The 20,138-nt window shown below is 72.8% G+C and carries 26 protein-coding genes and 1 tRNA gene; 9 read left to right on the top strand and 18 right to left on the bottom strand.

The features are described 5' to 3' along the window. Positions 1-35 precede the first annotated feature (35 nt). Complete coding sequence (locus tag HCU73_RS02460) at positions 36-1,058, bottom strand: RluA family pseudouridine synthase (protein ID WP_168621807.1); 1,023 nt, start codon at positions 1,056-1,058, stop codon at positions 36-38. Between HCU73_RS02460 and HCU73_RS02455 the strand changes: the two genes are divergently transcribed. Then, positions 1,057-1,374 (top strand): DUF6476 family protein, encoded by a 318-nt coding sequence (locus HCU73_RS02455; RefSeq protein WP_168621806.1) that lies wholly within the window; start codon positions 1,057-1,059, stop codon positions 1,372-1,374. The two genes, HCU73_RS02460 and HCU73_RS02455, sit on opposite strands and share 2 nt — an antisense overlap. Before the next feature lie 2 nt (positions 1,375-1,376). Here the strand turns inward: HCU73_RS02455 and HCU73_RS02450 are convergent. After that, positions 1,377-1,453, bottom strand: a tRNA-His gene (locus HCU73_RS02450). A 52-nt stretch (positions 1,454-1,505) separates the two neighbouring features. Then, positions 1,506-2,003 carry a GNAT family N-acetyltransferase gene (locus HCU73_RS02445; protein ID WP_168621805.1) on the bottom strand — a complete coding sequence of 166 codons (498 nt, stop codon included), beginning with the start codon at positions 2,001-2,003 and terminating at the stop codon, positions 1,506-1,508. 40 nt (positions 2,004-2,043) lie between these two features. On the opposite strand from HCU73_RS02445, the gene HCU73_RS02440 reads away from it, so the two are divergent. Then, positions 2,044-2,241: a DUF6324 family protein gene (locus HCU73_RS02440; protein ID WP_168621804.1), complete on the top strand. Its 198-nt coding sequence runs from the start codon at positions 2,044-2,046 to the stop codon at positions 2,239-2,241. A gap of 54 nt (positions 2,242-2,295) precedes the next feature. Then, positions 2,296-3,459 (top strand): cation:proton antiporter, encoded by a 1,164-nt coding sequence (locus tag HCU73_RS02435; RefSeq protein ID WP_168621803.1) that lies wholly within the window; start codon positions 2,296-2,298, stop codon positions 3,457-3,459. On the opposite strand, the gene HCU73_RS02430 is transcribed toward HCU73_RS02435, so the two are convergent. The 8 genes from HCU73_RS02430 to HCU73_RS02395 all read right to left on the bottom strand — a co-directional run bounded on the left by HCU73_RS02430 (position 3,449) and on the right by HCU73_RS02395 (position 9,192). Continuing rightward, a complete protein-coding gene (locus tag HCU73_RS02430; protein ID WP_168621802.1) occupies positions 3,449-3,907 on the bottom strand; it encodes an MmcB family DNA repair protein in 459 nt (152 codons plus the stop codon). The two genes, HCU73_RS02435 and HCU73_RS02430, sit on opposite strands and share 11 nt — an antisense overlap. A 302-nt stretch (positions 3,908-4,209) precedes the next feature. Further along, positions 4,210-4,518, bottom strand: coding sequence for a hypothetical protein (locus HCU73_RS02425; RefSeq protein WP_168621801.1), 309 nt, complete (start codon positions 4,516-4,518; stop codon positions 4,210-4,212). A gap of 105 nt (positions 4,519-4,623) precedes the next feature. Continuing rightward, positions 4,624-5,544, bottom strand: a complete 921-nt coding sequence (locus HCU73_RS02420) for a calcium/sodium antiporter (protein WP_168621800.1) — start codon at positions 5,542-5,544, stop codon at positions 4,624-4,626. A 117-nt stretch (positions 5,545-5,661) separates the two neighbouring features. Then, entirely contained in the window at positions 5,662-6,165 is a 504-nt protein-coding gene (gene nusB, locus HCU73_RS02415; RefSeq protein ID WP_168621799.1) for a transcription antitermination factor NusB, read from the bottom strand. Further along, positions 6,162-6,710 carry a 6,7-dimethyl-8-ribityllumazine synthase gene (locus HCU73_RS02410; protein WP_168621798.1) on the bottom strand — a complete coding sequence of 183 codons (549 nt, stop codon included), beginning with the start codon at positions 6,708-6,710 and terminating at the stop codon, positions 6,162-6,164. Before HCU73_RS02410 ends, nusB begins: the two co-directional genes overlap by 4 nt. After that, complete coding sequence (gene ribB, locus HCU73_RS02405; RefSeq protein ID WP_168621797.1) at positions 6,710-7,840, bottom strand: 3,4-dihydroxy-2-butanone-4-phosphate synthase; 1,131 nt, start codon at positions 7,838-7,840, stop codon at positions 6,710-6,712. The genes HCU73_RS02410 and ribB overlap by 1 nt, the downstream gene beginning before the upstream one ends. Positions 7,841-7,898: 58 nt before the next feature. Beyond that, positions 7,899-8,477 (bottom strand): hypothetical protein, encoded by a 579-nt coding sequence (locus HCU73_RS02400; protein WP_168621796.1) that lies wholly within the window; start codon positions 8,475-8,477, stop codon positions 7,899-7,901. Between the two features lie 127 nt (positions 8,478-8,604). Then, complete coding sequence (locus HCU73_RS02395) at positions 8,605-9,192, bottom strand: riboflavin synthase (protein ID WP_168621795.1); 588 nt, start codon at positions 9,190-9,192, stop codon at positions 8,605-8,607. Between the two features lie 182 nt (positions 9,193-9,374). On the opposite strand from HCU73_RS02395, the gene HCU73_RS02390 reads away from it, so the two are divergent. The 3 genes from HCU73_RS02390 to HCU73_RS02380 all read left to right on the top strand — a co-directional run bounded on the left by HCU73_RS02390 (position 9,375) and on the right by HCU73_RS02380 (position 13,915). Then, positions 9,375-10,664, top strand: coding sequence for a capsule biosynthesis protein (locus HCU73_RS02390; protein ID WP_168621794.1), 1,290 nt, complete (start codon positions 9,375-9,377; stop codon positions 10,662-10,664). 89 nt (positions 10,665-10,753) lie between these two features. After that, positions 10,754-11,887: a polysaccharide biosynthesis/export family protein gene (locus HCU73_RS02385; RefSeq protein ID WP_168621793.1), complete on the top strand. Its 1,134-nt coding sequence runs from the start codon at positions 10,754-10,756 to the stop codon at positions 11,885-11,887. A 6-nt stretch (positions 11,888-11,893) separates the two neighbouring features. Continuing rightward, a complete protein-coding gene (locus HCU73_RS02380; RefSeq protein WP_168621792.1) occupies positions 11,894-13,915 on the top strand; it encodes a capsular polysaccharide biosynthesis protein in 2,022 nt (673 codons plus the stop codon). A gap of 141 nt (positions 13,916-14,056) precedes the next feature. On the opposite strand, the gene ribD is transcribed toward HCU73_RS02380, so the two are convergent. The 4 genes from ribD to HCU73_RS02360 form a co-directional block, all read right to left on the bottom strand. Next, a complete protein-coding gene (ribD, locus tag HCU73_RS02375) occupies positions 14,057-15,154 on the bottom strand; it encodes a bifunctional diaminohydroxyphosphoribosylaminopyrimidine deaminase/5-amino-6-(5-phosphoribosylamino)uracil reductase RibD (protein WP_168621791.1) in 1,098 nt (365 codons plus the stop codon). Positions 15,155-15,157: 3 nt separating this feature from the next. Continuing rightward, the gene (gene nrdR / locus HCU73_RS02370) at positions 15,158-15,628 is read right to left on the bottom strand and encodes a transcriptional regulator NrdR (protein WP_168621790.1); all 471 of its coding nucleotides are present in this window, start codon (positions 15,626-15,628) and stop codon (positions 15,158-15,160) included. 156 nt (positions 15,629-15,784) lie between these two features. Beyond that, positions 15,785-16,204, bottom strand: coding sequence for a secondary thiamine-phosphate synthase enzyme YjbQ (locus tag HCU73_RS02365; protein WP_168621789.1), 420 nt, complete (start codon positions 16,202-16,204; stop codon positions 15,785-15,787). Continuing rightward, positions 16,186-16,836, bottom strand: a complete 651-nt coding sequence (locus HCU73_RS02360; RefSeq protein WP_168621788.1) for a DUF2161 domain-containing phosphodiesterase — start codon at positions 16,834-16,836, stop codon at positions 16,186-16,188. Before HCU73_RS02360 ends, HCU73_RS02365 begins: the two co-directional genes overlap by 19 nt. Positions 16,837-17,022: 186 nt before the next feature. Between HCU73_RS02360 and rpmB the strand changes: the two genes are divergently transcribed. Continuing rightward, positions 17,023-17,313: a 50S ribosomal protein L28 gene (gene rpmB / locus HCU73_RS02355; protein ID WP_168621787.1), complete on the top strand. Its 291-nt coding sequence runs from the start codon at positions 17,023-17,025 to the stop codon at positions 17,311-17,313. A gap of 93 nt (positions 17,314-17,406) precedes the next feature. Here the strand turns inward: rpmB and HCU73_RS02350 are convergent, their stop codons facing one another. After that, entirely contained in the window at positions 17,407-17,697 is a 291-nt protein-coding gene (locus HCU73_RS02350) for a DUF1330 domain-containing protein (RefSeq protein WP_168621786.1), read from the bottom strand. A 169-nt stretch (positions 17,698-17,866) separates the two neighbouring features. Between HCU73_RS02350 and HCU73_RS02345 the strand changes: the two genes are divergently transcribed. Continuing rightward, on the top strand, positions 17,867-18,235 hold the full coding sequence (locus HCU73_RS02345) for a hypothetical protein (RefSeq protein ID WP_210730454.1): 369 nt from the start codon (positions 17,867-17,869) through the stop codon (positions 18,233-18,235). 48 nt (positions 18,236-18,283) lie between these two features. Continuing rightward, the gene (locus HCU73_RS02340) at positions 18,284-18,784 is read left to right on the top strand and encodes a copper chaperone PCu(A)C (RefSeq protein ID WP_168621784.1); all 501 of its coding nucleotides are present in this window, start codon (positions 18,284-18,286) and stop codon (positions 18,782-18,784) included. 97 nt (positions 18,785-18,881) lie between these two features. Here the strand turns inward: HCU73_RS02340 and HCU73_RS18660 are convergent, their stop codons facing one another. Together HCU73_RS18660 and HCU73_RS18655 are read right to left on the bottom strand one after the other, a co-directional pair. After that, the gene (locus HCU73_RS18660) at positions 18,882-19,568 is read right to left on the bottom strand and encodes a Sir2 family NAD-dependent protein deacetylase (RefSeq protein ID WP_168621783.1); all 687 of its coding nucleotides are present in this window, start codon (positions 19,566-19,568) and stop codon (positions 18,882-18,884) included. Beyond that, a complete protein-coding gene (locus HCU73_RS18655; RefSeq protein WP_168621782.1) occupies positions 19,565-20,116 on the bottom strand; it encodes a hypothetical protein in 552 nt (183 codons plus the stop codon). Before HCU73_RS18655 ends, HCU73_RS18660 begins: the two co-directional genes overlap by 4 nt. Positions 20,117-20,138: the final 22 nt, after the last annotated feature.

The raw sequence follows: 20,138 nt of genomic DNA, 5'->3' as shown, positions 1-20,138 counted from the left end.
TAGGGCGCGGCGGGCGGGCCGGTCATTGACCTCCGTCATCCACGCAGGGCGGCGACCAGCGATCCCATGTCCTCGGGCAGCGGCGCCTCGAACGCCAGCCAGTCGCCGCTGACCGGGTGCACGAAGCCCAGCCGCGCCGCATGCAGCGCCTGCCGGGGGAAGCCGTTCAGCGCCGCGGCAAGGTCGGCGCCGACCTCCTTCTCCGACACGCGGCGCCGCCCGCCGTAGACCGGGTCGCCCACCAGCGCGTGGCCGACATGGGCCATGTGGACGCGGATCTGGTGGGTGCGCCCCGTCTCCAGCCGGCAGGACACCAGCGCCACCGCGCCGAACCCCTCCAGCACCCGCACCCGCGTCACCGCGTGGCGGCCGCCCTGGAACAGCACCGCCTGCCGCTGCCGGTCGGTCTTGTGGCGGGCGAGCTGGGTGGTGATCTTGAGCACGCCGCCGGCCTCGAAGTTGACGCCCTTCACCCCGTTCAGCCGCGGGTCGCCCGCGTCGGGCACGCCGTGGCACAGGGCGAGGTATTCGCGCTCGATCGAATGGTCGGCGAACTGCGCGGCCAGCCCGTGATGCGCCCGGTCGGACTTGGCCACCACCAGCAGGCCGCTGGTATCCTTGTCGATCCGGTGCACGATGCCCGGCCGCTTCTCGCCGCCGATGCCCGACAGCTCGCCCCCGAAATGATGCAGGAGCGCGTTCACCAGCGTCCCGTCGGGCGAGCCCGGCGCGGGGTGCACCACCATGCCCGCGGGCTTGTTCACCACGATCAGGTCGGCGTCCTCGTGCAGGATCTCGAGCGCGATGGCCTCGGGCGCGGTTTCGACCTCCAGCGCCTCCTGCACCGTGATCTCGACCGCGTCGCCCTCGGCGACCTTCGCCCGCGCGTCGGTGACCACGTCGCCGTTCACCCGCACCGCGCCCTCGGCGATCAGCCGCACGAGCCGCGAGCGGCTGAGGGATTCGGCCTCTGGCACGGCCGCGCCCAGTGCCTTATCAAGGCGGCTGGCCGGGTCCGGGCCGATCAGGACCGTGACGATGCGAGTGGCGGTGCCCATGACGACGACCCCGGACGGAGATGACGGCGCCGCCCTGCCCGCGAACCTGAGGTTTCTCAAGGGCCTCGTGACGGTGCTGACGGCGGTGATGATCCTGGGCGTTCTAACCATCGTGGCGCTGCTTGTCATCCGCCTGAACGCCGATCCCGTGCCCGTTCTGGTCAGCCCCGGCGATTTCGCCCTGCCCGCGGGCGTCGGCGCGGTGGGGATCAGCGTGATCGACGGGCGCACGGTGATCGTCGGCGACGACGGTCGGGTCCGCGTCTACGACAGCGAAAGCCGCGCGTTGCTGCAGGACATCGAGATCGGGGGCTGAGGTGGTACCGCCTCCCCGGCTTGAACGGGGGACCTCTGGATCCACAATCCAGCGCTCTAACCAACTGAGCTAAGGCGGCACTGGCAGGCGGAATAATCGCGCGGGGCGTCGATTGCAAGGGGTCAGGCGCGTCAGAGATCGCGCACCCATTCCTGCTCCACGAGGTCGCGGCCGAAGCTCACGACGGGCACCGACCGGGTGCAGGCAAAGCCGTTCCGGGCATAGAGCGCGCAGGCCGCGCGGTGGCTTTCATGGGTCCAGAGCGTCATCCGGGCGTATCCCGCGCCGCGCGCGAAGCCCATGCAGGTGTCCAGCAGCCGCTGGCCCAGCCCGATCCCCCGCGCGTCGGGTTCCAGCAGAAAAAGCCGCAGCTTGGCCAGCCCGGGCGCCGGCCCCCGCACGCAGAAGATCGACCCCAGCCGCCGGTCGCCGGCCCGCGCGATCCAGCCGCGTTCGCGCGCCGGGTCGTGGCCGTCGAGGAACTCGGCGAGGATGCGCGCGACCAGCGGCTCGAACGTCGCGTCGAAGCCCTCCTCGGCGGCGTAAAGCTCGGCGTGGCGCATCACCAGCCAGCCGGCATCGCCGATCCGCAGGTCGTCCAGCACCACGTCGCTTGCGGAAACCGCCATCTGCCGCTACCTCCGGGGGCCAGTCTTGGAGGGTTGGGCCATGGGCATCAACAAGGAAAGCGACGTCGCGGCGAACCTGCAGATCGGGCCGACCTCGCTCGGCATGGTGCGGATCTACGTCGAGGGCGAGGGCGTGGACCTGCCGCTCGACTTCGACCCCGAGGAGGCCGAGGAGATCGCCGACGAACTGCGCGCCGCCGCCGCGGCCGCGCGCAAGATGGCGAAGAAATCGCGCTGAGCCGTTTGATCGGGGTCAAGGGACCGCGGCCCCGGCCCGTCTAGGGTCGGCGCCATGGATCTCGCCCCGCTCTTCCTGACCCTTGGCGGTCTGTTCCTTGCCGGGCTGGTGGCCGATGTCGCCGCGCGCCGGACCCGGCTGCCCCGGGTGACGCTGCTGCTGGCCATCGGGGTCGCCGCCGGGCGGTCGGGCTTCGACCTGATCCCGGCGGGCTTCGACGAGATCTTCGGCTTTCTGTCCATCGCGGCGCTGACGCTGGTGGCGTTCCTGCTGGGCAACGCGCTGACGCTGGACAAGCTGCGCGCGCACGGGCGCATGATCCTGTGGGTGTCGTGGTCGGTGGTGGCGGCCACGCTGATCGTGGTCACCGCGGGGCTCTGGGCCATCGGCCTCGCCCTGCCGCTGGCCATGATTCTGGCGTCCATCGCCTGCGCCACCGCGCCGGCCGCGATGCAGGACATCCTGCGCGAGACCGGCATCGACAGCGGCTTTGCCGAGACGCTGCGCGGCATCGTCGCCATCGACGACGCCTGGGGCCTGATCGTGTTCAGCCTGGTGCTGGTCGCGGCGGCCGCGCTCAGCGGGGCGAACGGGCACGGGCTGATCGCGCTGGCGGTCGAGGACATCGCGGGCGCCTTCGCCATCGGGCTGGCCGTCGGCCTGCCGGGCGCGGCGCTGACCGGCCGCATCAGCCGGGGCGAACCGCTGCAGGCCGAGGCGCTGGGCCTCGTGTTCCTGACCGCGGGGCTGTGCAGCTGGCTCGGCGTGTCCTACCTGCTTGCGGGTCTCGTGGCGGGTGCCATCATCGCCAATTTCGCCACCCACCACGAACGCGCCTTCCACGAGATCGAGCACGTGCAGTGGCCCTTCATGCTCCTGTTCTTCCTGATGGCGGGCGCGGTGCTCGAGGTGGCGCAGCTCTGGGCGCTCGGCGGCGTGGGCGTCGCCTACGTCGTGCTGCGCATCCTTGCGCGGGTGATCGGCGGCTGGACCGGCGGCTGGCTGGCCGGCGCCGACCCGGTGGAACGGCGCTGGATCGGGCCTGCGTTGCTGCCGCAGGCGGGGGTGGCGGTGGGGATGGCGCTGGTCGCGGCCGAGCAGTTCCCCGACTGGGGCCCGCAGATCATGTCGCTGACCGTCGGCACCACGGTCGCCTTCGAGGTGATCGGCCCGCCGATCACCCGCCTCGCCGTGGCGCGCGTGGGCGTCAAACCATGAGGCCGGGGTCGCGCAGCGCCTGCAGCCGCAGCGCCGCGTAGCGGGCGAAGCGTTGCGTCACCGCCTTGCGGCGCGCCGGCGGCAGCTTGGTCTCGGGGCCCATCCGCAGGATTTCCGCGTCGTAGGCATCGGCGATGATGAGCCCCGTGTCCGCCGGCAGCAGGTCGGTCGGAAACGCCTCGTCCACCGCCCAGAAATAGCGGTCGCCCCATTCGAGGTAGCCCGCCCACTTGCCGTCCGACGTGAAATCGGTGCGCGACGACTTGCACTCCACGATCCACAACTCGCCCTTGGGGCCCAGCGCCATCACGTCCAGCCGCTTGCCGCGCTCGGGCGTGAATTCCTCCAGCGTCACGAAGTCATGCGCGCGCAGGTGCCGGCACACCCCGCGCGCCAGTAACTGGCCGGGGGCCAGCGCGTCGGGCAGGAAGGGGGCCGCGTCGGACATGGGAAAAAGATGGAACAATCCGCGAACAAAGGCAAGCCCGCGCACCCCCTTGCCGCAACCCGCGGACGCGCCTATGTCGGGCGGTGACGGATCTGCTCTTCTCGTGCCTGTGGCAAAATTCCGGTGGCCTTAAGCATTTCCGAGGGGGCTGGCTCTGGCCGGATCCTGGTCCGGTTACCTGGCGCCCACCTGTACAAACAGGTCCTCGGGAATTCACGCCTCCACGGTTGCTGTGGTCCCCGTCACATGAAAACGCCGCCCTTCCGGGGGCGGCGTTTCTGCATCCGGGCCTGTCGCGCGGCTCAGCGACGGCGGTCGTCCACGCGCACCGGCACCGGGATCGCGTCCAGCGTCGGCACCGCGTCGCGCTTGCCGCCGCGGTCGTCGTCGTCCTCGCCCAGCGTCATGATCTTGTAGCCGATCTGCGCCGACCCGAAGGTGATGGAGCAGAACACCACCAGCATCAGGAGCGCGATCGGCCCCTCGGCGGTGTGGGTCACGAGGTGCCACAGCCCGCCCACGTCGAAGGCCAGCAGCATCGCCACGAAGGCCAGCGCGATGACGACGCCATAGGCGGCGTGACGCAGGATGAACTTGATGTGGTCGGGCATCGGCCGGTCTCCCTCATGCGGTTGGTTGGAGAGTATGCCCCCCGCGCCACGGCGCAAGGGGGCGCGGCGGTCTGGCGCGGGCGGCGGCGGGGGATTGCCCAAAAATCAGGCGCCCCCCACGGCCAGCCACGCGACATAGCCCGCGTAGACCGCCACGAACAGCGCGCCGCCGCCCCGCCCGATCCGCCCCAGCGCAAGGAAGGCCAGCAGCAGCAGCGCCGAGCCCGCCACCAGCACCAGGTCGACCGTCGACAGGTCCGCCGGCACCGGGATCGGCACGATCACCGCCGTCAGGCCGAGGATGGCGAGGATGTTGAACACGTTCGAGCCCAGGATGTTGCCCAGCGCCAGCCCCGCCTCGCCCCGCCGCGCGGCGACGATCGAGGTGGCGAGTTCCGGCAGCGAGGTGCCCACTGCGACCACCGTCAGGCCGATCACCGTCTCGCTGATGCCGATGGCCCGCGCGATGCCCGTCGCGCCCTCGACCAGCAGCCAGGCCCCGGCGATCAGCGTGGCCAGGCCGCCCAGCACATAGGCCGCGATCATCCCCGCGCCCATGCCTTCGACCCCGGGCACGGCCTCCATCGCCTCGTCGCGGCTGAGCTGGCGCCAGACATAGAGGCCCAGCGCCGCCAGCAGGATCGCGCCCTCGACGCGGCCGATGGTGGCGGTGACCAGCATCACGCCGATGCCCATGACCGTCGCCACGAGAAGCCAGGCCCGGTCCTCCGTGCCCGCCGACTCGGCCGTCACCGGCGCGATCAGCGCGGCGAGGCCCAGGATCAGCAGGATGTTGGCGATGTTCGAGCCCAGCACGTTCCCGATGGCGATGCCCGGCGCCCCGGCCAGCGCCGCCGAGATCGAGGTCAGCATCTCGGGCATCGAGGTGCCGAAGCCCAGCACCACCGCCCCCACCACCGCCATCGGCAGCCGCATCCGCGTGGCCAGCGCCACGCCCCCGCGCACCAGCCCTTCGCCACCGCCAAGCAGGAGCCCGAGCCCTGCCAGCATCATCACGATGTCCATATGAATTCCGTCCCCGATGCCGGGCCGTTGGCCCGGTGTCCTTGCGCCGTATGAGGCGACATGGGGGGCGCCCCGCAGGGCGGCAAGCCCCGCAGGCGCGATTTTCCCCGCCTGCGCTCAGAACGCCTCGGGCCGGGCCTCGCGCGCCATGTGGTCGAGCACGGCGTTGACGAACTTGGGCTCCTTCCCCTCGGGAAAGAAGGCCCGCGCCACGTCCACGTATTCGGTGATCACCACCTTGGGCGGCGCGTCGCCCTCGACCAGCTCGGCGCCCGCGGCGCGGAACAGGGCGCGCAGGGTCGGGTCGATGCGGTTGATCGGCCAGGCCGCGACCAGCGCCCGGTCGGTCATCTGGTCGATCTTCGCCTGCCAGTTCACCGCGTCGGCCAGCGTCTTGGCAAACAGGTCGGGGTCGCCCTCGGCCATCTCGTCGCCGTCGTAGACCGCCCCGAAACGGTGCGTCTCGAACTCGCGCTGCACCTCGCGGGCGGTCTGCCCCGAGACTTCCATCTGGAACAGCGCCTGCACGGCATAAAGCCGCGCGGCGGAGCGCATCCGGCGCTTTTCCTCGCGGCTCGGCGCCTTGAGGGCGCGCGGCTCGGGGGCCTCGTCTGTCGTCATGCCGTGGTGGTGCCTTCGCTGTCGCCCGCCACCTCGATCACGTCCGGGCGGGTCCTGAAACCGACGCCGCCTTTAGGCTTCCCGAACCGCCGCGTCAACGCGATGAGGTGCAGCGCCGCCGCCGCCGCCCCGCCCGCGGTGTTCAGGCGGCTCGCATCCGCCCGTTCCTCGGCCTGCGCCCGGTTCTCGACCGTGATGATCCCGTTGCCGATGCAGACCCCCTGCATCCCCAGCAGCGTCAGCGCCCGGGAACTCTCGTTCACCACCACGTCGTAATGGCTGGTCGCCCCCCGGATCACGCAGCCCAGCGCCACGTAGCCGTCGAAGTTCGACAGCCGGTGCGCGATGCCGATGGCGGTGGGAATCTCCAGCGACCCCGGCACCTCGATCACCTCGTGGTCCGCGCCCGCCTGCTCCAGCACGGACCTGGCCGCGGCCAGCTGCGCCTCGGCGATGGCGGTGTAGTAGGGCGCGATCACGATCGCCACCTTGACCGGCTTGTCGAAACCCGGCAGCCCCATGTCGTTGTCCGAATGTCCCGCCATCAGCCCAGCTCCGAGATCTTGCGCGTGCCGACGATGGACAGCCCGTAGGCCTCGAGCCCCACCACCTTCGGCTTCGGCGAATTGGTCAGGAGGATCATCTCCCCGATCCCCAGCGACGACAGGATCTGCGCGCCCAGCCCGTATTGCCGGAGCGTCTGGGGGCTCACGTCGCCCTCCACCGCCAGCTTCATGGTCAGGTCGCGCAGGAGCACCAGAACCCCCCGCCCCTCGGCCGCGATCAGCCGCATCGCGTCGCCGAACTCGCCCGCCCGGCCGCGCGGGCCCGTGCCCACCACGTCCAGCAGCGGGTCCATCGCGTGCATCCGGACCAGCACCGGCCCGGGCGCGGCGATGTCGCCCTTGATCAGCACGATGTGCTCGGCGCCCTGCGTCTCGTCGGTGTAGATCCGCATGGTCCAGTCGCCGCCGAACTCGCTGACGATGGCCTGCTCGGTCCGCACCTTCACCAGGTTGTCGTGCCGCCGGCGGTAGGCAATCAGGTCGCTGATCGTGCCGATCTTCAGATTGTGCCGCTGCGCGAAGGCCACCAGGTCGGGCAGCCGCGCCATGGTGCCGTCCTCGTTCATGATCTCGCAGATCACGCCCGACGGGTTCAGCCCGGCCAGCCGGCTGATGTCGACGGCGGCCTCGGTGTGCCCGGCCCGCACCAGCACGCCCCCATCCCGCGCGCGCAGCGGAAACACGTGCCCCGGCGTGGCGATGTCATGGGCGCCCTTGCCCGCGTCGATCGCCACCTGGATCGTCCGCGCCCGGTCGGCGGCGGAAATCCCCGTCGTCACGCCCTCGCGGGCCTCGATCGAAAGGGTAAAGGCCGTCTCGTGCCGCGACGAGTTGTTGGTCGACATCAGCGGCAGGCCCAGCTGGTCGATCCGCGCGCTGGTCATCGACAGGCAGATCAGCCCGCGCCCATGCGTCGCCATGAAGTTGATCACGTCCGGCGTCGCCCATTGCGCGGGGATCACCAGGTCGCCCTCGTTCTCGCGGTCCTCGTGGTCGACGAGGATGAACATGTGGCCGTTGCGGGCCTCCTCCAGGATCTCCTCGATCGAGGAAATCGCGTCGGACCAGTCGCGCTCAACCGCTCCTGGCGTCTCGTAGGCTTGGCTCATCGCGCGTCCCGTCCTGCGTCTCTCACGCGCCGCAGATAGTCCATCCGCCCGGCGATGGCTAGGCCGCCCCGGGCGCGGCGAAGATCACGTCGCGGTCGATCACGCCGGCCAGCCCCGCCGTCGCGGTCCAGCCCCGCTCCACCGCGGTCGCCGCCACCAGCAGCACCGCGTCCGCGGGCAGCCGCCGCGCGGCCAGCGCGCCCCTCAGCCCCTCCCGCGTCTCGCGCCAGGACGCGGTAAACCCCGGCGCCCGCAGCGCCGCCTCGAACAGCCCCGGATGCGCCGCCTCCAGCGCCCCCGGCGCCGCCGGCGCATAGACCGCCGCCAGCCGCTCCACCGCGCCGCCCAGCGCCGCCACCCGGTCCACGACCGGCGCGCCCAGCCGCGCCTCGCCCACCCTCAGCTCCAGCGCATTGCCGGAAAACAGGAAGCCCACGATGTCCCGCCCCGCGGTCGCCCGGATCGTCGCATAGGTCCTGTAGGGCAGCCCCAGCCGCTGGGCGCGCGCCACCCGCACGCGGACGACCTCCAGCGGCAGGGTCGGCAACAGCGCCGCGCGCGCCTTGGTCCAGGCCACCTTGCGGAACCCGAACCCCGGCTCCAGCGACGGCCCGCCATTGTGCCCGATCCCGCTCATCCCCGGCCCCCGCCCATCTTTGCTTCCCAAATACTCATGCAACACCCGCCACCCCGCGCCGCCGCCCGGGCCATCGCGCAGGGGACCCGCGCCGAGAAGGGCCCGGCAGGGCCCGCCGAGGCGCGCCTCAGCCCCATTCCTGCAACCGCGCGACATAGCGCGCCAGCGTGTCGATCTCGAGGTTCACCCGGTCGCCGACAGCCACCGACCCCCAGTTCGTCACCTCCTTGGTGTGCGGGATCAGGTTCACCCCGAACTCCACCCCCTCGACCTCGTTCACCGTCAGCGAGGTGCCGTTCAGCGCCACCGACCCCTTCGGCGCGATGAAGCGCGCCAGCGCCTCGGGCGCGCGGAACCGCACCCGGGTCGACTCGCCCTCCAGGGCCACGCCAACCACCTCGGCCACCCCGTCCACATGCCCCGACACGATGTGCCCGCCCAGCTCGTCGCCGACCTTCAGCGCCCGCTCCAGGTTCAGCCGCGTCCCCACGGCCCAGGCGCCGACGTTGGTCTTCGAGACCGTCTCGGCCGAGATGTCGACGTCGAACCAGTCCGCGCCCAGCGCCGTCACCGTCAGGCAGACCCCGTCGCAGGCGATCGAGGCGCCGATCTCGATGCCGGCGGTGTCGTAGCCCGTCCCGATCCGCGCATGCAGGTCGCCCGCCTGGCGCAGCGCCCGCACCTCGCCCTGGTCCGTCACGATCCCGGTGAACATCGCCGCGTCTCTCCCGTCTGTCCCGTCCGTTGTCCGGCGCGACGAAACCACGCCCGCCCCGCCGCTTCAAGGGGCAGGGCCGGCCCCAATCCCGTCAGGTTTCCGCCGCGCTGACGCCCGCAACGCTTGCTTTCCTCCGCCGGACACCGCATCCCCATAGCCGTTCCCGGATAAAGACCGCCATGGCCCCCAGCCACGCCACCCGCGTCTTCCTGTTCCTGCAGGGCCCCCACGGCCCCTTCTTCGCCCAGCTGGCCCGGATGCTCCGCGCCGCGGGCGCGACGACCTGGCGCGTCGGCTTCAACAAGGGCGACGAGGCGTTCTGGCCCGACCCCGCCAGCTACCTCCCCTTCACCGCCGATGCGCGCCTCTGGCCCGCCCGCGCCGCCGCGCTGATGGACGAGAAGGGCGTCACCGACCTCGTCCTCTACGGCGACACGCGGCCGATCCACGCCGACGCGATCGCCGCCGCCCGGGCCCGCGGCATCACCGTGCATGTCTTCGAGGAAGGCTACCTGCGCCCCTACTGGGTCACCTACGAACGCGGCGGCGCCAACGGCCATTCCCGCATCATGGACCTGACCGTCGACCAGATGCGCCGCGCGCTCGACGGGCTCGACCTCGACCTGCCCGACGCGCCGGCGCGCTGGGGCGACATGCGCCAGCACGTCTTCTACGGCGCGCTCTACCACTACTTCGTGTTCCTCAGGAACCGCGCCTATGCCGGCTTCCGCCCGCACCGCGCCCTCAGCGTGGGGCAGGAATTTCGCCTCTACCTCCGCCGCCTCGCGCTGATGCCGGTGCTCTGGGCCGACCGGGTGCAGGCGACCTGGCGGATCAAGACCGGCGGCTTCCCCTACCACCTCGCGCTCCTGCAACTCGAACACGACGCCAGCTTCCGCGACCACAGCCCCTTCGCCACGATGGAGGACTTCCTGCGCGTCCTGATCGCGGGCTTCGCGGACGGCGCGCCGTCGCACCACCACCTCGTGTTCAAGGCCCACCCGCTCGAGGACGGCCGCACGCCCTTGCGCCAGAACATCCGCCGCATCGCCGCCGAGCACGGCGTGGCGTCCCGCGTCCACTACGTCCGCGGCGGCAAGCTCGCCCGCCTCCTCAACGACGCCCGCTCGGCGGTCACGGTGAACTCCACCGCCGCCCAGCAGGCGCTCTGGCGCGGCCTGCCGCTCAAGGCCTTCGGGCAGGCGGTCTACCTCAAGCCCGAATTCGTGTCCGACCAGCCGATGGACGCCTTCTTCCAGAACCCCAGCCGCCCCGACAGCCGCGCCTACCGCGACTACCGGCATTTCCTGCTGGAAACCTCGCAGATCACCGGCAGCTTCTATTCCGCCCGCGGCCGCCGGCAGCTCCTGCGCCAGGTCGTCGACATGATGCTGTCGCCCGAGGACCCCTACGAGGCGCTGCAGGCCGGCCGCCCGGCACCGCGGCAACACCTCCGGCTGGTCAAGTAGACAAACACTGGCGCGGCGCGGCGAAAATCGCTAGGTTGCGGAAAAACGATAAAGACCCGAGGCAGTTTCAGGCAAGAAGGAGCCACCCCGTGACATCGCTGGCCTCCCGTGGCGCGCGCATGGCCGCGCTCTGCGCAGTTGTGACCGCCGTCACGGCGTGCGGTCTCCTGCCCCGTTCCGGCCCGACCCGGAACGAGCTCTTCGCGGGCTCCGTCCAGCGCGAGGGCGACGCCTTCGTGGTCGAGGTGAACCAGCGCGTAACCGCCGCCACCGCCGTGGTGCCGGCGCTTGGCTTCCCGCCCGAGCTGACCGGCGCGGGCCTGTCCGACACCGACGTGATCCGCCCCGGCGATACCGTGTCGCTGACCATCTACGAGAACGTCACCGACGGCCTGCTGGCCGGCGAAGGCGCCGCCGCCGCCCTGATCGAGGAGGTCGAGGTCGACGGCGCGGGCTTCATCTTCATCCCCTACGCCGGCCGCATCCGCGCCGCCGGCAACACCCCCGAGGCGCTGCGCGGCGTCATCACCCGCAGCCTCGACGAACAGACCCCGGACCCGCAGGTCATCGTGCGCCGCACCGCGGGCGACGGATCCACCGTCACCGTGACCGGCGCCGTGGGCGGCCAGGGCGTCTACCCGATCCAGCGGCCGACCCGGACGCTGTCGGCGATGCTGGCCGCGGCCGGCGGCGTCAGCATCTCGCCCGAGATCGCGCAGGTCACGCTGGTGCGCGGCGCCCACCGCGGCACGATCTGGTTCCAGGACCTGTTCCGCGACCCCTCGGTCGACATCGCGCTGCGCGGCGGCGACCGCATCCTCGTCGAGGAGGACAGCCGCAGCTTCACCGCGCTCGGCGCCACCGGCGCGCAGACCATCGTGCCCTTCGAGAGCCAGGTGATCTCGGCCATCGAGGCCATCGCCTCGGTCGGCGGCCTGAACCCGTCCCTCGCCGATCCCACCGGCGTCTTCGTCCTGCGCAACGAGCCCGAGCCCATCGCCCGCGCCGTGCTCGGCCGCGACGACCTGATCGGCGCCCAGCGGATGATCTACGTGCTCGACCTGACCGCCCCCACCGGCATGTTCGAGGCGCGCGACTTCGTGATCCGCGACCAGGACACGGTCTATGTCACCGCCGCCCCGATCACCCAGTGGAACAACGCGATCGGCGCCCTCACCGGCACGCTCGGCGCCGCACGGACGGTCAGCGGCTCCGGGAACTGACCGGCGATGGCCGGCGCGGGCCAGCGGCGGCGCGGCTATTCCTACACCGCGGGGTTCCTGACCAACGCCCGGGTGCGCCGCATCCTGCAGCTGTCGGGCTACGACCTGAAGCTGGGCAAGCCCGGCCCCGACGACGACGTGCTGGTCTGGGGCCATTCCCCCTACGCCCCGCGCGGCGAGGCCGTGGCGCGGGCGACCGGCGCGGCCCTCGTGCGGGTCGAGGACGCCTTTCTGCGCTCGCTCCGCCCCGGGCGCGAGGGCGACCCGCCGCTCGGCCTCGTGATCGACCGGCAGGGGATGTATTTCGACGCCGCGCGCCCCTCGGACCTCGAAACGCTCCTGGCCACCCACCCGCTCGACGACACCGCGCTGCTCGACCGCGCGCGCGAGGCGCTGGCCCGCATCGCCGACGCGCACCTGACGAAATACGCTGCCGTCGATCCCGCGCTGGACCCGCCGCCGCCCGGCTACGTGCTCCTGATCGACCAGACCCGCGGCGACGCCTCGATCCGGCTGGGGCAGGCCGACACCCACAGCTTCGCCGAGATGCTGGCCCACGCGCAGGAGGACCACCCCGGCGCGCCCATCGTCATCAAGACCCACCCTGAAACCCGCGCGGGCCACCGCCCCGGCCATTTCGACCCCGCGACCCTGCCCCCCGGCGTCACGCTCGAGGACCGCCCGATCGCCCCCCGCCGCCTGTTCGAGGGCGCCCGCGCGGTCTACTGCGTCAACTCGCTCCTCGGGTTCGAGGCGATCTTCGCCGGGCACCGGCCCGTCACCTTCGGCGTGCCCTTCTACGCCGGCTGGGGCCTGACCGACGACCGCCGGCCCGTGCCCGCCCGCCGCCAGCGCCGCCTCAGCCGCGCGCAGCTGGCCGCCGCGACCCTGATCCTCTACCCGCGCTGGTACGACCCCTACCGCGACCGGCTCTGCGGCGTGGAGGAGGTGATCGGCACGCTCGAGGCACAGTCCCGCGCCTGGCGGCAGGACCGCGCGGGCCATGTCGCCGTGGGGATGCGCGCGTGGAAACGCACGCACCTGACCGCCAGCTTCGGCCCCATGCGTTTCGAGGACGACCCGGCAAAGGCCGCCGCCGACGGCCGCCCGGTGCTGGTCTGGGCCGGCCGCGAAACCCCCGCGCTTGCCGCCGCCTGCAGGCTGGCCAAGCGGCCGCTGCACCGGGTCGAGGACGGATTCCTGCGCTCGCGCGGCCTCGGGGCCGAGCTGGTGCCGCCGCTGTCGCTGGTGGTCGACGACCTCGGCATCTACTACGACCCGACCCGCGAAAGCCGGCTCGACCGGCTGATCGCCGAGGCCGCGGCGATGGACCCCAAGCGCCTGCTGCGCGCCGAACGGCTGGTTGCCCGGATCGTGGCGCTGGGGCTGACCAAGTACAATCTCGGCGGGTCCGCGTTGGATCTGCCCGATGGCCCCCGGGTGGTGCTGGTGCCCGGGCAGGTCGAGGACGACGCCTCGATCCTCAAGGGCGCGGGCCAGACCCGCACCAACGCCGACCTGCTGCGCCGCGCCCGCGCGCTGCACCCCGAGGCGTGGCTGGTGTACAAGCCGCACCCCGACGTGGTCGCGGGCCTGCGCGCGGGCGCGGTGCCCGACGACGCGCTGGCGCTGGCCGACGCGGTGCTGCCGGGGGCCGACACCGCGCGGCTGCTCGCCTCGGTCGACCGGGTGGTGACGATGACCTCGGCGCTGGGGTTCGAGGCGCTCCTGCGCGGCGTGCCGGTGACGGTGCTGGGGGCGCCCTTCTACGCGGGCTGGGGTCTCACCCGCGACCTCGGCCCGGTGCCGCCGCACCGCACCGCGCGGCCCTCGCTGGCGGCGCTGGTCCATGCCGCGCTCATTGCCTACCCGCGCTACCACGACCCGGTGACGGGGCTGCCCTGCCCGCCCGAGGTGGCGCTCGACCGGCTCGCCACGGGCGAGGGGCTGGGGCGCAGGCCGGCACTCAGGGTGCTGGCCAAGCTGCAGGGCTGGTTCGCCGGCCACAGCTGGCTCTGGCGGCGCTGAGGGCGGCGGAACGCCTCGGTTTTCCGCACGGGAAACCTCGAGGTTTCCTGTGCGTTTTCCTCAAGGAAAACGCGCGAACCTGCAGGTTCGCGGGGGCCGGAAAACTGCAGTTTTCCGCCCCGTCCTGCGGCAGCAAGACGCCTACCGCCCCCAGATCGCCAGCACGTCGCCGCCCAGCGCCCGCACCTCGCGCAAGCCGAAGCGCGGCGCCTCGGCCAGCGCCGCGATGCCCATCGCGCCCAGCGCCGGCGTGCCCTCGGCGCCCAGTACCATCCCGGCCGACACCACCGCCAGCTCGTCCACCAGGTCGGCCGACAGCAGCCCGGCCGCCAGCATCCCGCCGCCCTCGCAGAACACCCGCGTCAGGCCCGCCGCGCCCAGCGCCTGCATCACTTCGCCGAGGTCGAGCTGGCCGCCCGCCCCCGCCGGCACCTCGATCCGCCGCGCGCCGGCCGCGTCCCACGCCGCGCGCGCCGCCTCGGGCGCCTCGGGGCCATGGCAGAGCCACACCGGCACCTCCCGCGCGGTGCGCATCAGCGCGCTGTCCGCGGGCAGGTCCAGCCGCCGCGACAGCACCACGCGCACCGGCTGCTGCCGGATCCCGAGGTCGCGCACCGTCAGGCTGGGGTCGTCGGCCCGCGCCGTGCCCGCGCCGACCAGCACCGCGTCATGGCGCGCCCGCGCCCCGTGCACCCAGCGCCGCGCCTGCGGCCCGGTGATCCACTGGCTCTGCCCCGTCGCCGTGGCGATGCGCCCGTCCGACGAGGTGGCCAGCTTCAGCGTCAGCATCGGCCGCCCCCGCAGGATGCGGGTCAGGAACCCCCGGTGCAGCGCCGCCGCCTCGTCGGCGCAGACGCCCGTCACCACCTCCAGCCCCGCCGCGCGCAGCCGCGCCAGCCCGCCGCCCGCGACCCGCGGGTCGGGGTCGGTCATCGCCACCACCACCCGCGCCACGCCCGCGGCCACCAGCGCGTCGGAACAGGGCGGGGTCAGGCCGTGGTGGTTGCAGGGTTCAAGGCTGACATAGGCCGTGGCGCCGCGCGCCGCCGCGCCGGCCTGCGCCAGCGCCACCGTCTCGGCATGGGGCCGGCCGCCGGGCTGCGTCCAGCCACGGCCGAGCACGCGGCCCGCCTTGACGATCACGCAGCCCACGGCGGGGTTGGGCCAGACCCGGCCCAGCCCCCGGGCCCCGAGCCCCAGCGCCAGCCGCATCCAGCGGGCGTCGTCGCCCGTCGCCATCGCTCAGCTGTCGGTCTTGGAGCCAGGCGGGGCCAGCTCGGCCAGGAAATCCTCGAAATCGTCGGTCGCCTGGAAGTTCTTGTAGACGCTGGCAAAGCGCACGTAGGCCACGGTGTCGATCGCCGCGAGGCGCTCCATCACGATCTCGCCGATCTGCTTGGACGCGATGTCGGTCTCGCCCATGCTCTCCAGCCGGCGCACGATGCCCGACACCATCTGGTCGATGCGCTCGGGCTCGATCGGGCGCTTCTGCAGGGCGATGCGCACCGAACGCTCCAGCTTGTCGCGGTCGAAATCCTCGCGCCGGCCGTTCGACTTGACCACGACGAGGTCGCGCAGCTGCACCCGCTCGTAGGTGGTGAAGCGCCCGCCGCAGGCCGGGCAGAACCGCCGCCGCCGGATCGCGACGTGATCCTCCGCCGGGCGGGAATCCTTCACCTGGGTATCGACATTTCCGCAAAACGGGCAGCGCATCGCGTCCCCCTCTTCGTCCCTCGGGCGGCCCGTTGCAGCCTGCCCCTGCCTCATCCATGGGGTCTGCCGCCCCGGTTATCCACAGGCACTATAGGCGAGCGCGCAAGTGTTGGGTAGATGGCTTTTCGGACCCACAGCATGTGGCACCGGGGGGCCTCAGCGCTCGGCCAGGAACTGGGCGGCGACGCGCCGGCGCTGCGGCCGGGCGCGGTGTTCCACCAGATAGACCCCCTGCCAGGTGCCCAGCCGCATCCGCCCGTCCTGCACCGGGATCTGCAGGCTGACGGGCAACAGCGCCGCCTTGATGTGGGCCGGCATGTCGTCGGGCCCCTCGGCGGTGTGGCGCAGCCAGGCCATCGCCGGGTGGTCGGCGCCGGGCACCGTCCGGTCGAGCCACTCCACCAGGTCGTCCTGCACCTCGGGATCGGCGTTCTCCTGGATCAGCAGGCTGGCCGAGGTATGCCGCACCATCAGCGTCAGGAGGCCGTCGCCCCGACCCGCCAGCCAGCGCGCCACCTGCCCGGTGAACTCCACCAGCCCCGGCCCCGCCGTCTCGATCACGAACTCGGTCTGCATGCCGCCTCCCCCGCCTCGGTCAGGGTGTAGATGCCGGTCGAGACCTTCTCGAACCAGCCGTAATGGTTGTCGCGCAGGATCGTCGTGGCCCGCGCCACGCCCGTCGCGTCCCGCACCGCGGCGCCCTTGGTCGGCCCGTGGGCGGCCAGGTGCGCGGCGCAGGCCAGCGCGTCCTGCCGGTAGGCCGTCACCCGGGCCCCCTGCGCGCCGCCCAGATTCGGGTCGCCCCGCCGGCGCGCGAATTCGGCCAGCAACGCCCGGCGGCGCGGCGCGGACTTGCGCGGCGCGTAGGGCCCGGGGTCGCAATGGACCTCGACCAGCCCCGTCTCGGGCCGCACCGTCATCAGGCCCAGCCCCAGCCGCCGGGCCAGCCGCGTGTTCTCGGCCAGCGCGCGCTGGAACCGCCGCCCCCGCCCCGCCGGCACGGCGAGGTAGACGAGGTCGCTGACCGACAGCCGCGCCACGCCCTGGTGGAACAGGGCAAGGGAAAACCCGGTCTTCAACTCCACGATCAGCGGCTCTTCGCCGTCCTTCACCGCCACCACGTCGGCCGGCCCGATCTCGGCCTTGACCGCGTAGCCCGCGGCCTCGAGGAACGCCTTGACCGGCGGGTAGAGATCGGTTTCCTGCATCCGCGCCCCTGCCCGGCCTCTTGTCCCGGGCCGGCGCGGCCATCCTGCCCCGCGCGGGCCCGCGGAACAAGCGCCCCCGATTCCCGGCTTGACACCGCCAAGGTCCACCCGTATCCCCCGCCCAGATTTCCGGGCGTAGGCCTGCCGCCTGCGCCCTTCGCGTTTCTGAGCTTCGAGGATCCACCCATGTCGCGTGTCTGCGAACTGACCGGCAAAGGCCCGATGGTTGGCAACAATGTCAGCCACGCCAACAACAAGACCAAGCGGCGCTTCCTGCCGAACCTGACCGAGGTCACCCTCGGCTCGGACGTGCTGGACCGCAGCTTCAAGCTGCGCATCTCCAACGCGGCGCTGCGCTCGGTCGATCACCGCGGCGGGCTCGACGCCTTCCTCGCCAAGGCCAAGGACGACGAGCTGTCGGCCCGCGCCCTGAAGATCAAGAAAGAGATCGCCAAGGCGCAGGCCGCCCAGGCCTGATCCTTCGCATCCCGACGGGATCGTGACGCCCCGCAGGATCGCCCTGCCGGGGCGTTTTCCGTTCGCGTCCCGGCCCCGGGCGCCTCCGGACCGTCAGGACAGGACGCAGACGTCGTAGCGGCTGAAGGCCGTGGCGATGACCGGCTTCAGGGCAAGGTAGTCGGGGTGGTCGAACACCCGTGCGACGGCGTCGGCATCGGGGTATTCCATGATCGACACGAACTGCGGAAACCCGCCGCCCGACAGCGGCGCCGCCACCGCGTAGCGTTGCACAAGCGTCGCGCCCGCCCGCTCCATCAGCGGCCCGACGACCCGCAGGTAGGTGTCAAGCGCCGCGGCGCCATCGGGGTTCAGCGTCGTCATCGCCAGCACGGTCTCGGCCATGGCCTGCGTCTCTCCTGCATCGTGTGCCGCCGTTACAGCACGGGGTCCCGGCCTTGAACAGGCCCGGGCACGCCGATCGCCGCCGCGGGCCGCGCAAATGGGTGCGGTGCCCGCCCACCTGTCGTTATGTCGCGTTCCCCGATACGGCCCGAGCCGCCAGATAACACCCATGACGCAGTTGCGCGCCCTCCTGATGTCCCTCCTTGCCGTGGCGCTGGTCGCCACCGGCGCGGGCATCGGCATGGCCCGCGGCGCGATGGCCGCCGACGGGCAGCTCTGCTCGGTCACCGGGCCCGCGCCGGTGGTGCTCGCCCATGACGGGCTGCCGCTCTTCGATGCGGAGGGCGCGCCGGTCACGCTCGACCGGTCCGCCTGCCTCGACTGCCTCGTCGTCGCCTTCGACCTGCCGCCCCGCGCGCCCGTGCCCGCGGCCCCGGCCGTGGCGGACGCCACCCCCCTCCTGCCGACCCTCTCCGTCTGGTCCCCGTCGCGCGCCGCGCCGGGCGGTCAGGCCCGGGCGCCGCCCCGCGCGGCCTGACGCCCCACGCCTGACCTTTCCCAACACAGAAGACCGGAGACCGGACAGATGTCCCTCAAATCCCTCGTTCTCGCGGGCGCCGTCGCGCTCCTTCCCACGCTCGCCCTCGCCCAGATGCAGGTCGACGACCCCTATGCCCGCGCCGGCAGCCCGATGGCCCAGTCGGGCGCGGCCTTCATGGCGATCACCAACGCCACCGGCACCGACGACCGCCTGGTCGGCGCGACCTCGGACATCGCCGAGCGCGCCGAGCTGCACACCCATGTCCAGACCGCCGAGGGCGTCATGCAGATGCGCGAGGTCGAGGGCGGCATCCCCCTGCCCGCCGGCGAGACCGTCACGCTGGAACGCGGCGGGCTGCACGTCATGTTCCTCGGGCTGACCCGGCCGATGCTGCAGGGCGAGACCTTCGAGCTGACGCTGGAATTCGAGACCGCCCCGCCGCTGACCATCACCGTGCCCGTCGATCTCGAACGGATGCCCGGCCAGCCCGGCATGGGGATGCATCACGGCCACGGCCACGGCGCCATGCACGGCACCGGCGGCTGACCGCCCGCGGCTCCGGGCCCGGGTTCTTCCCTTCCCCGGCCCGGCCCGGCACGCCCGCCGGTCCATCTCCGCGCGGGCGTGCCGACCCGGCGGCGCCTCAGCCGCCCAGCACCTCGGCCACCCAGGCCGGCACCGCCTCGGTCGCCGGCCCCCGGATCACCCGGTCGAAGCGCCCCGGCGCCGACGGATCCAGGTTGATCTCCAGCGTCTCCGCGCCGAACCCCGCCGCCTCCTCGACGAAGCCCGCCGCCGGGTAGACCTCGCCCGAGGTGCCGATCGCCACGAACAGGTCGCAGGCCGCCAGCGCGTCCGCGATGCGCTCCATGTGGTAGGGAACCTCCCCGAACCAGACGATGTCGGGCCGGGTGGCCCGCGCGGCGCAGCCCGGGCAGGCGTCGGCCGGGTGCATCGCCCGCGGCGCCTCCCAGCGCGCGCCGCAGGCGGCACACAGCGCCCGGGTGATCTGCCCGTGCATGTGGATCACCTCGCGCGCGCCGCCGCGCTCGTGCAGGTCGTCGATGTTCTGCGTGACCAGCGTCACCCCCGCCCGCGCCCCCTGCAGCCGCGCCAGCGCCCGGTGCGCCGCGTTCGGCGCGGCGTCCAGCGCGTTGGCCCGCCGCGCGTTGTAGAACTCGTGCACCAGGGCCGGGTTGCGCGCGAAGCCCCCGGGCGTCGCCACCTCGGACAGGTCGTAGCGCGTCCACAGCCCGCCCTTGTCGCGGAACGTCCCCAGCCCGCTCTCGGCCGAAACGCCGGCGCCGGTCAGGATGACGATCCGCGTCACGGCAGCAGGCCCCAGCCCGGGCAGGGCGCATCGGTGCGGGCCGGGTCGCACAGCACCGCGCCCGACACCAGCGCCAGCGCCGCGCCCAGCTCGGCCTCGGTCGGGCGGCGCGTCCAGGCGAACTGCACCACGTGCATCGCCTCGCGCCCGGCGATGGCGCGGATCGCAAAGATCTCGGTCCCGCCCGTGCGCGGGCTGACCTCGCAGCCCAGCACCGCCAGCGCGTCGGCGTAGGGCGGGGCCTGCCCCGGCTCCACCGGCGTCGCCAGCGGCGTCGCGCAGACCGCCTGCAACTCGGCCAGCACCCCCTCCACGAAGGCGCCCGGGTCGCCGCCCGCCGCCGCCGCGAAACGCTGCACCGTCAGCATCTCCCGCCAGTCGTCCACCGTCTGGCCCGCCGGCACGAACTCGCGCACCGCGCCGGCCTCGGCCTCCACCCGGTAGGCCAGCCCGAAGCCCTCGGGCACCGCGATCCGCAGCGATTCCTGCGCCGCCGCGCCGCCCGCGGCCGCCGCGGCCGCAAGCAGTCCTCCGATCACACGCCGCATGGACACCTCCCCCGACGCCTGC

Origin of the sequence: Roseicyclus persicicus (assembly GCF_012395815.1) — a bacterium.
Taxonomy (GTDB): domain Bacteria; phylum Pseudomonadota; class Alphaproteobacteria; order Rhodobacterales; family Rhodobacteraceae; genus Roseicyclus; species Roseicyclus persicicus.
Note: the sequence above shows the minus strand (reverse complement) of the source record. Positions and strands in the feature narration are given on the sequence as shown.

Bases quoted from the DNA above. Each gene is read 5' to 3' on its own strand.
- HCU73_RS02455 (WP_168621806.1), top strand. From the start codon at position 1,057: ATGACGACGACCCCGGACGGAGATGACGGCGCCGCCCTGCCCGCGAAC.
- HCU73_RS02410 (WP_168621798.1), bottom strand. From the start codon at position 6,710: ATGGCGGGACATTCGGACAACGACATGGGGCTGCCGGGTTTCGACAAG.
- HCU73_RS18655 (WP_168621782.1), bottom strand. From the start codon at position 20,116: ATGCGGCGTGTGATCGGAGGACTGCTTGCGGCCGCGGCGGCCGCGGGC.
- HCU73_RS02400 (WP_168621796.1), bottom strand. From the start codon at position 8,477: ATGAGCGGGATCGGGCACAATGGCGGGCCGTCGCTGGAGCCGGGGTTC.
- HCU73_RS02460 (WP_168621807.1), bottom strand. From the start codon at position 1,058: ATGGGCACCGCCACTCGCATCGTCACGGTCCTGATCGGCCCGGACCCG.
- rpmB (WP_168621787.1), top strand. From the start codon at position 17,023: ATGTCGCGTGTCTGCGAACTGACCGGCAAAGGCCCGATGGTTGGCAAC.
- HCU73_RS02420 (WP_168621800.1), bottom strand. From the start codon at position 5,544: ATGGACATCGTGATGATGCTGGCAGGGCTCGGGCTCCTGCTTGGCGGT.
- nusB (WP_168621799.1), bottom strand. From the start codon at position 6,165: ATGACGACAGACGAGGCCCCCGAGCCGCGCGCCCTCAAGGCGCCGAGC.
- HCU73_RS02440 (WP_168621804.1), top strand. From the start codon at position 2,044: ATGGGCATCAACAAGGAAAGCGACGTCGCGGCGAACCTGCAGATCGGG.
- ribB (WP_168621797.1), bottom strand. From the start codon at position 7,840: ATGAGCCAAGCCTACGAGACGCCAGGAGCGGTTGAGCGCGACTGGTCC.
- HCU73_RS02390 (WP_168621794.1), top strand. From the start codon at position 9,375: ATGGCCCCCAGCCACGCCACCCGCGTCTTCCTGTTCCTGCAGGGCCCC.
- HCU73_RS02345 (WP_210730454.1), top strand. From the start codon at position 17,867: ATGACGCAGTTGCGCGCCCTCCTGATGTCCCTCCTTGCCGTGGCGCTG.
- HCU73_RS02430 (WP_168621802.1), bottom strand. From the start codon at position 3,907: ATGTCCGACGCGGCCCCCTTCCTGCCCGACGCGCTGGCCCCCGGCCAG.
- nrdR (WP_168621790.1), bottom strand. From the start codon at position 15,628: ATGCGCTGCCCGTTTTGCGGAAATGTCGATACCCAGGTGAAGGATTCC.
- ribD (WP_168621791.1), bottom strand. From the start codon at position 15,154: ATGGCGACGGGCGACGACGCCCGCTGGATGCGGCTGGCGCTGGGGCTC.
- HCU73_RS02445 (WP_168621805.1), bottom strand. From the start codon at position 2,003: ATGGCGGTTTCCGCAAGCGACGTGGTGCTGGACGACCTGCGGATCGGC.
- HCU73_RS02435 (WP_168621803.1), top strand. From the start codon at position 2,296: ATGGATCTCGCCCCGCTCTTCCTGACCCTTGGCGGTCTGTTCCTTGCC.
- HCU73_RS02350 (WP_168621786.1), bottom strand. From the start codon at position 17,697: ATGGCCGAGACCGTGCTGGCGATGACGACGCTGAACCCCGATGGCGCC.
- HCU73_RS02360 (WP_168621788.1), bottom strand. From the start codon at position 16,836: ATGCAGGAAACCGATCTCTACCCGCCGGTCAAGGCGTTCCTCGAGGCC.
- HCU73_RS02380 (WP_168621792.1), top strand. From the start codon at position 11,894: ATGGCCGGCGCGGGCCAGCGGCGGCGCGGCTATTCCTACACCGCGGGG.
- HCU73_RS02425 (WP_168621801.1), bottom strand. From the start codon at position 4,518: ATGCCCGACCACATCAAGTTCATCCTGCGTCACGCCGCCTATGGCGTC.
- HCU73_RS02395 (WP_168621795.1), bottom strand. From the start codon at position 9,192: ATGTTCACCGGGATCGTGACGGACCAGGGCGAGGTGCGGGCGCTGCGC.
- HCU73_RS02340 (WP_168621784.1), top strand. From the start codon at position 18,284: ATGTCCCTCAAATCCCTCGTTCTCGCGGGCGCCGTCGCGCTCCTTCCC.
- HCU73_RS02365 (WP_168621789.1), bottom strand. From the start codon at position 16,204: ATGCAGACCGAGTTCGTGATCGAGACGGCGGGGCCGGGGCTGGTGGAG.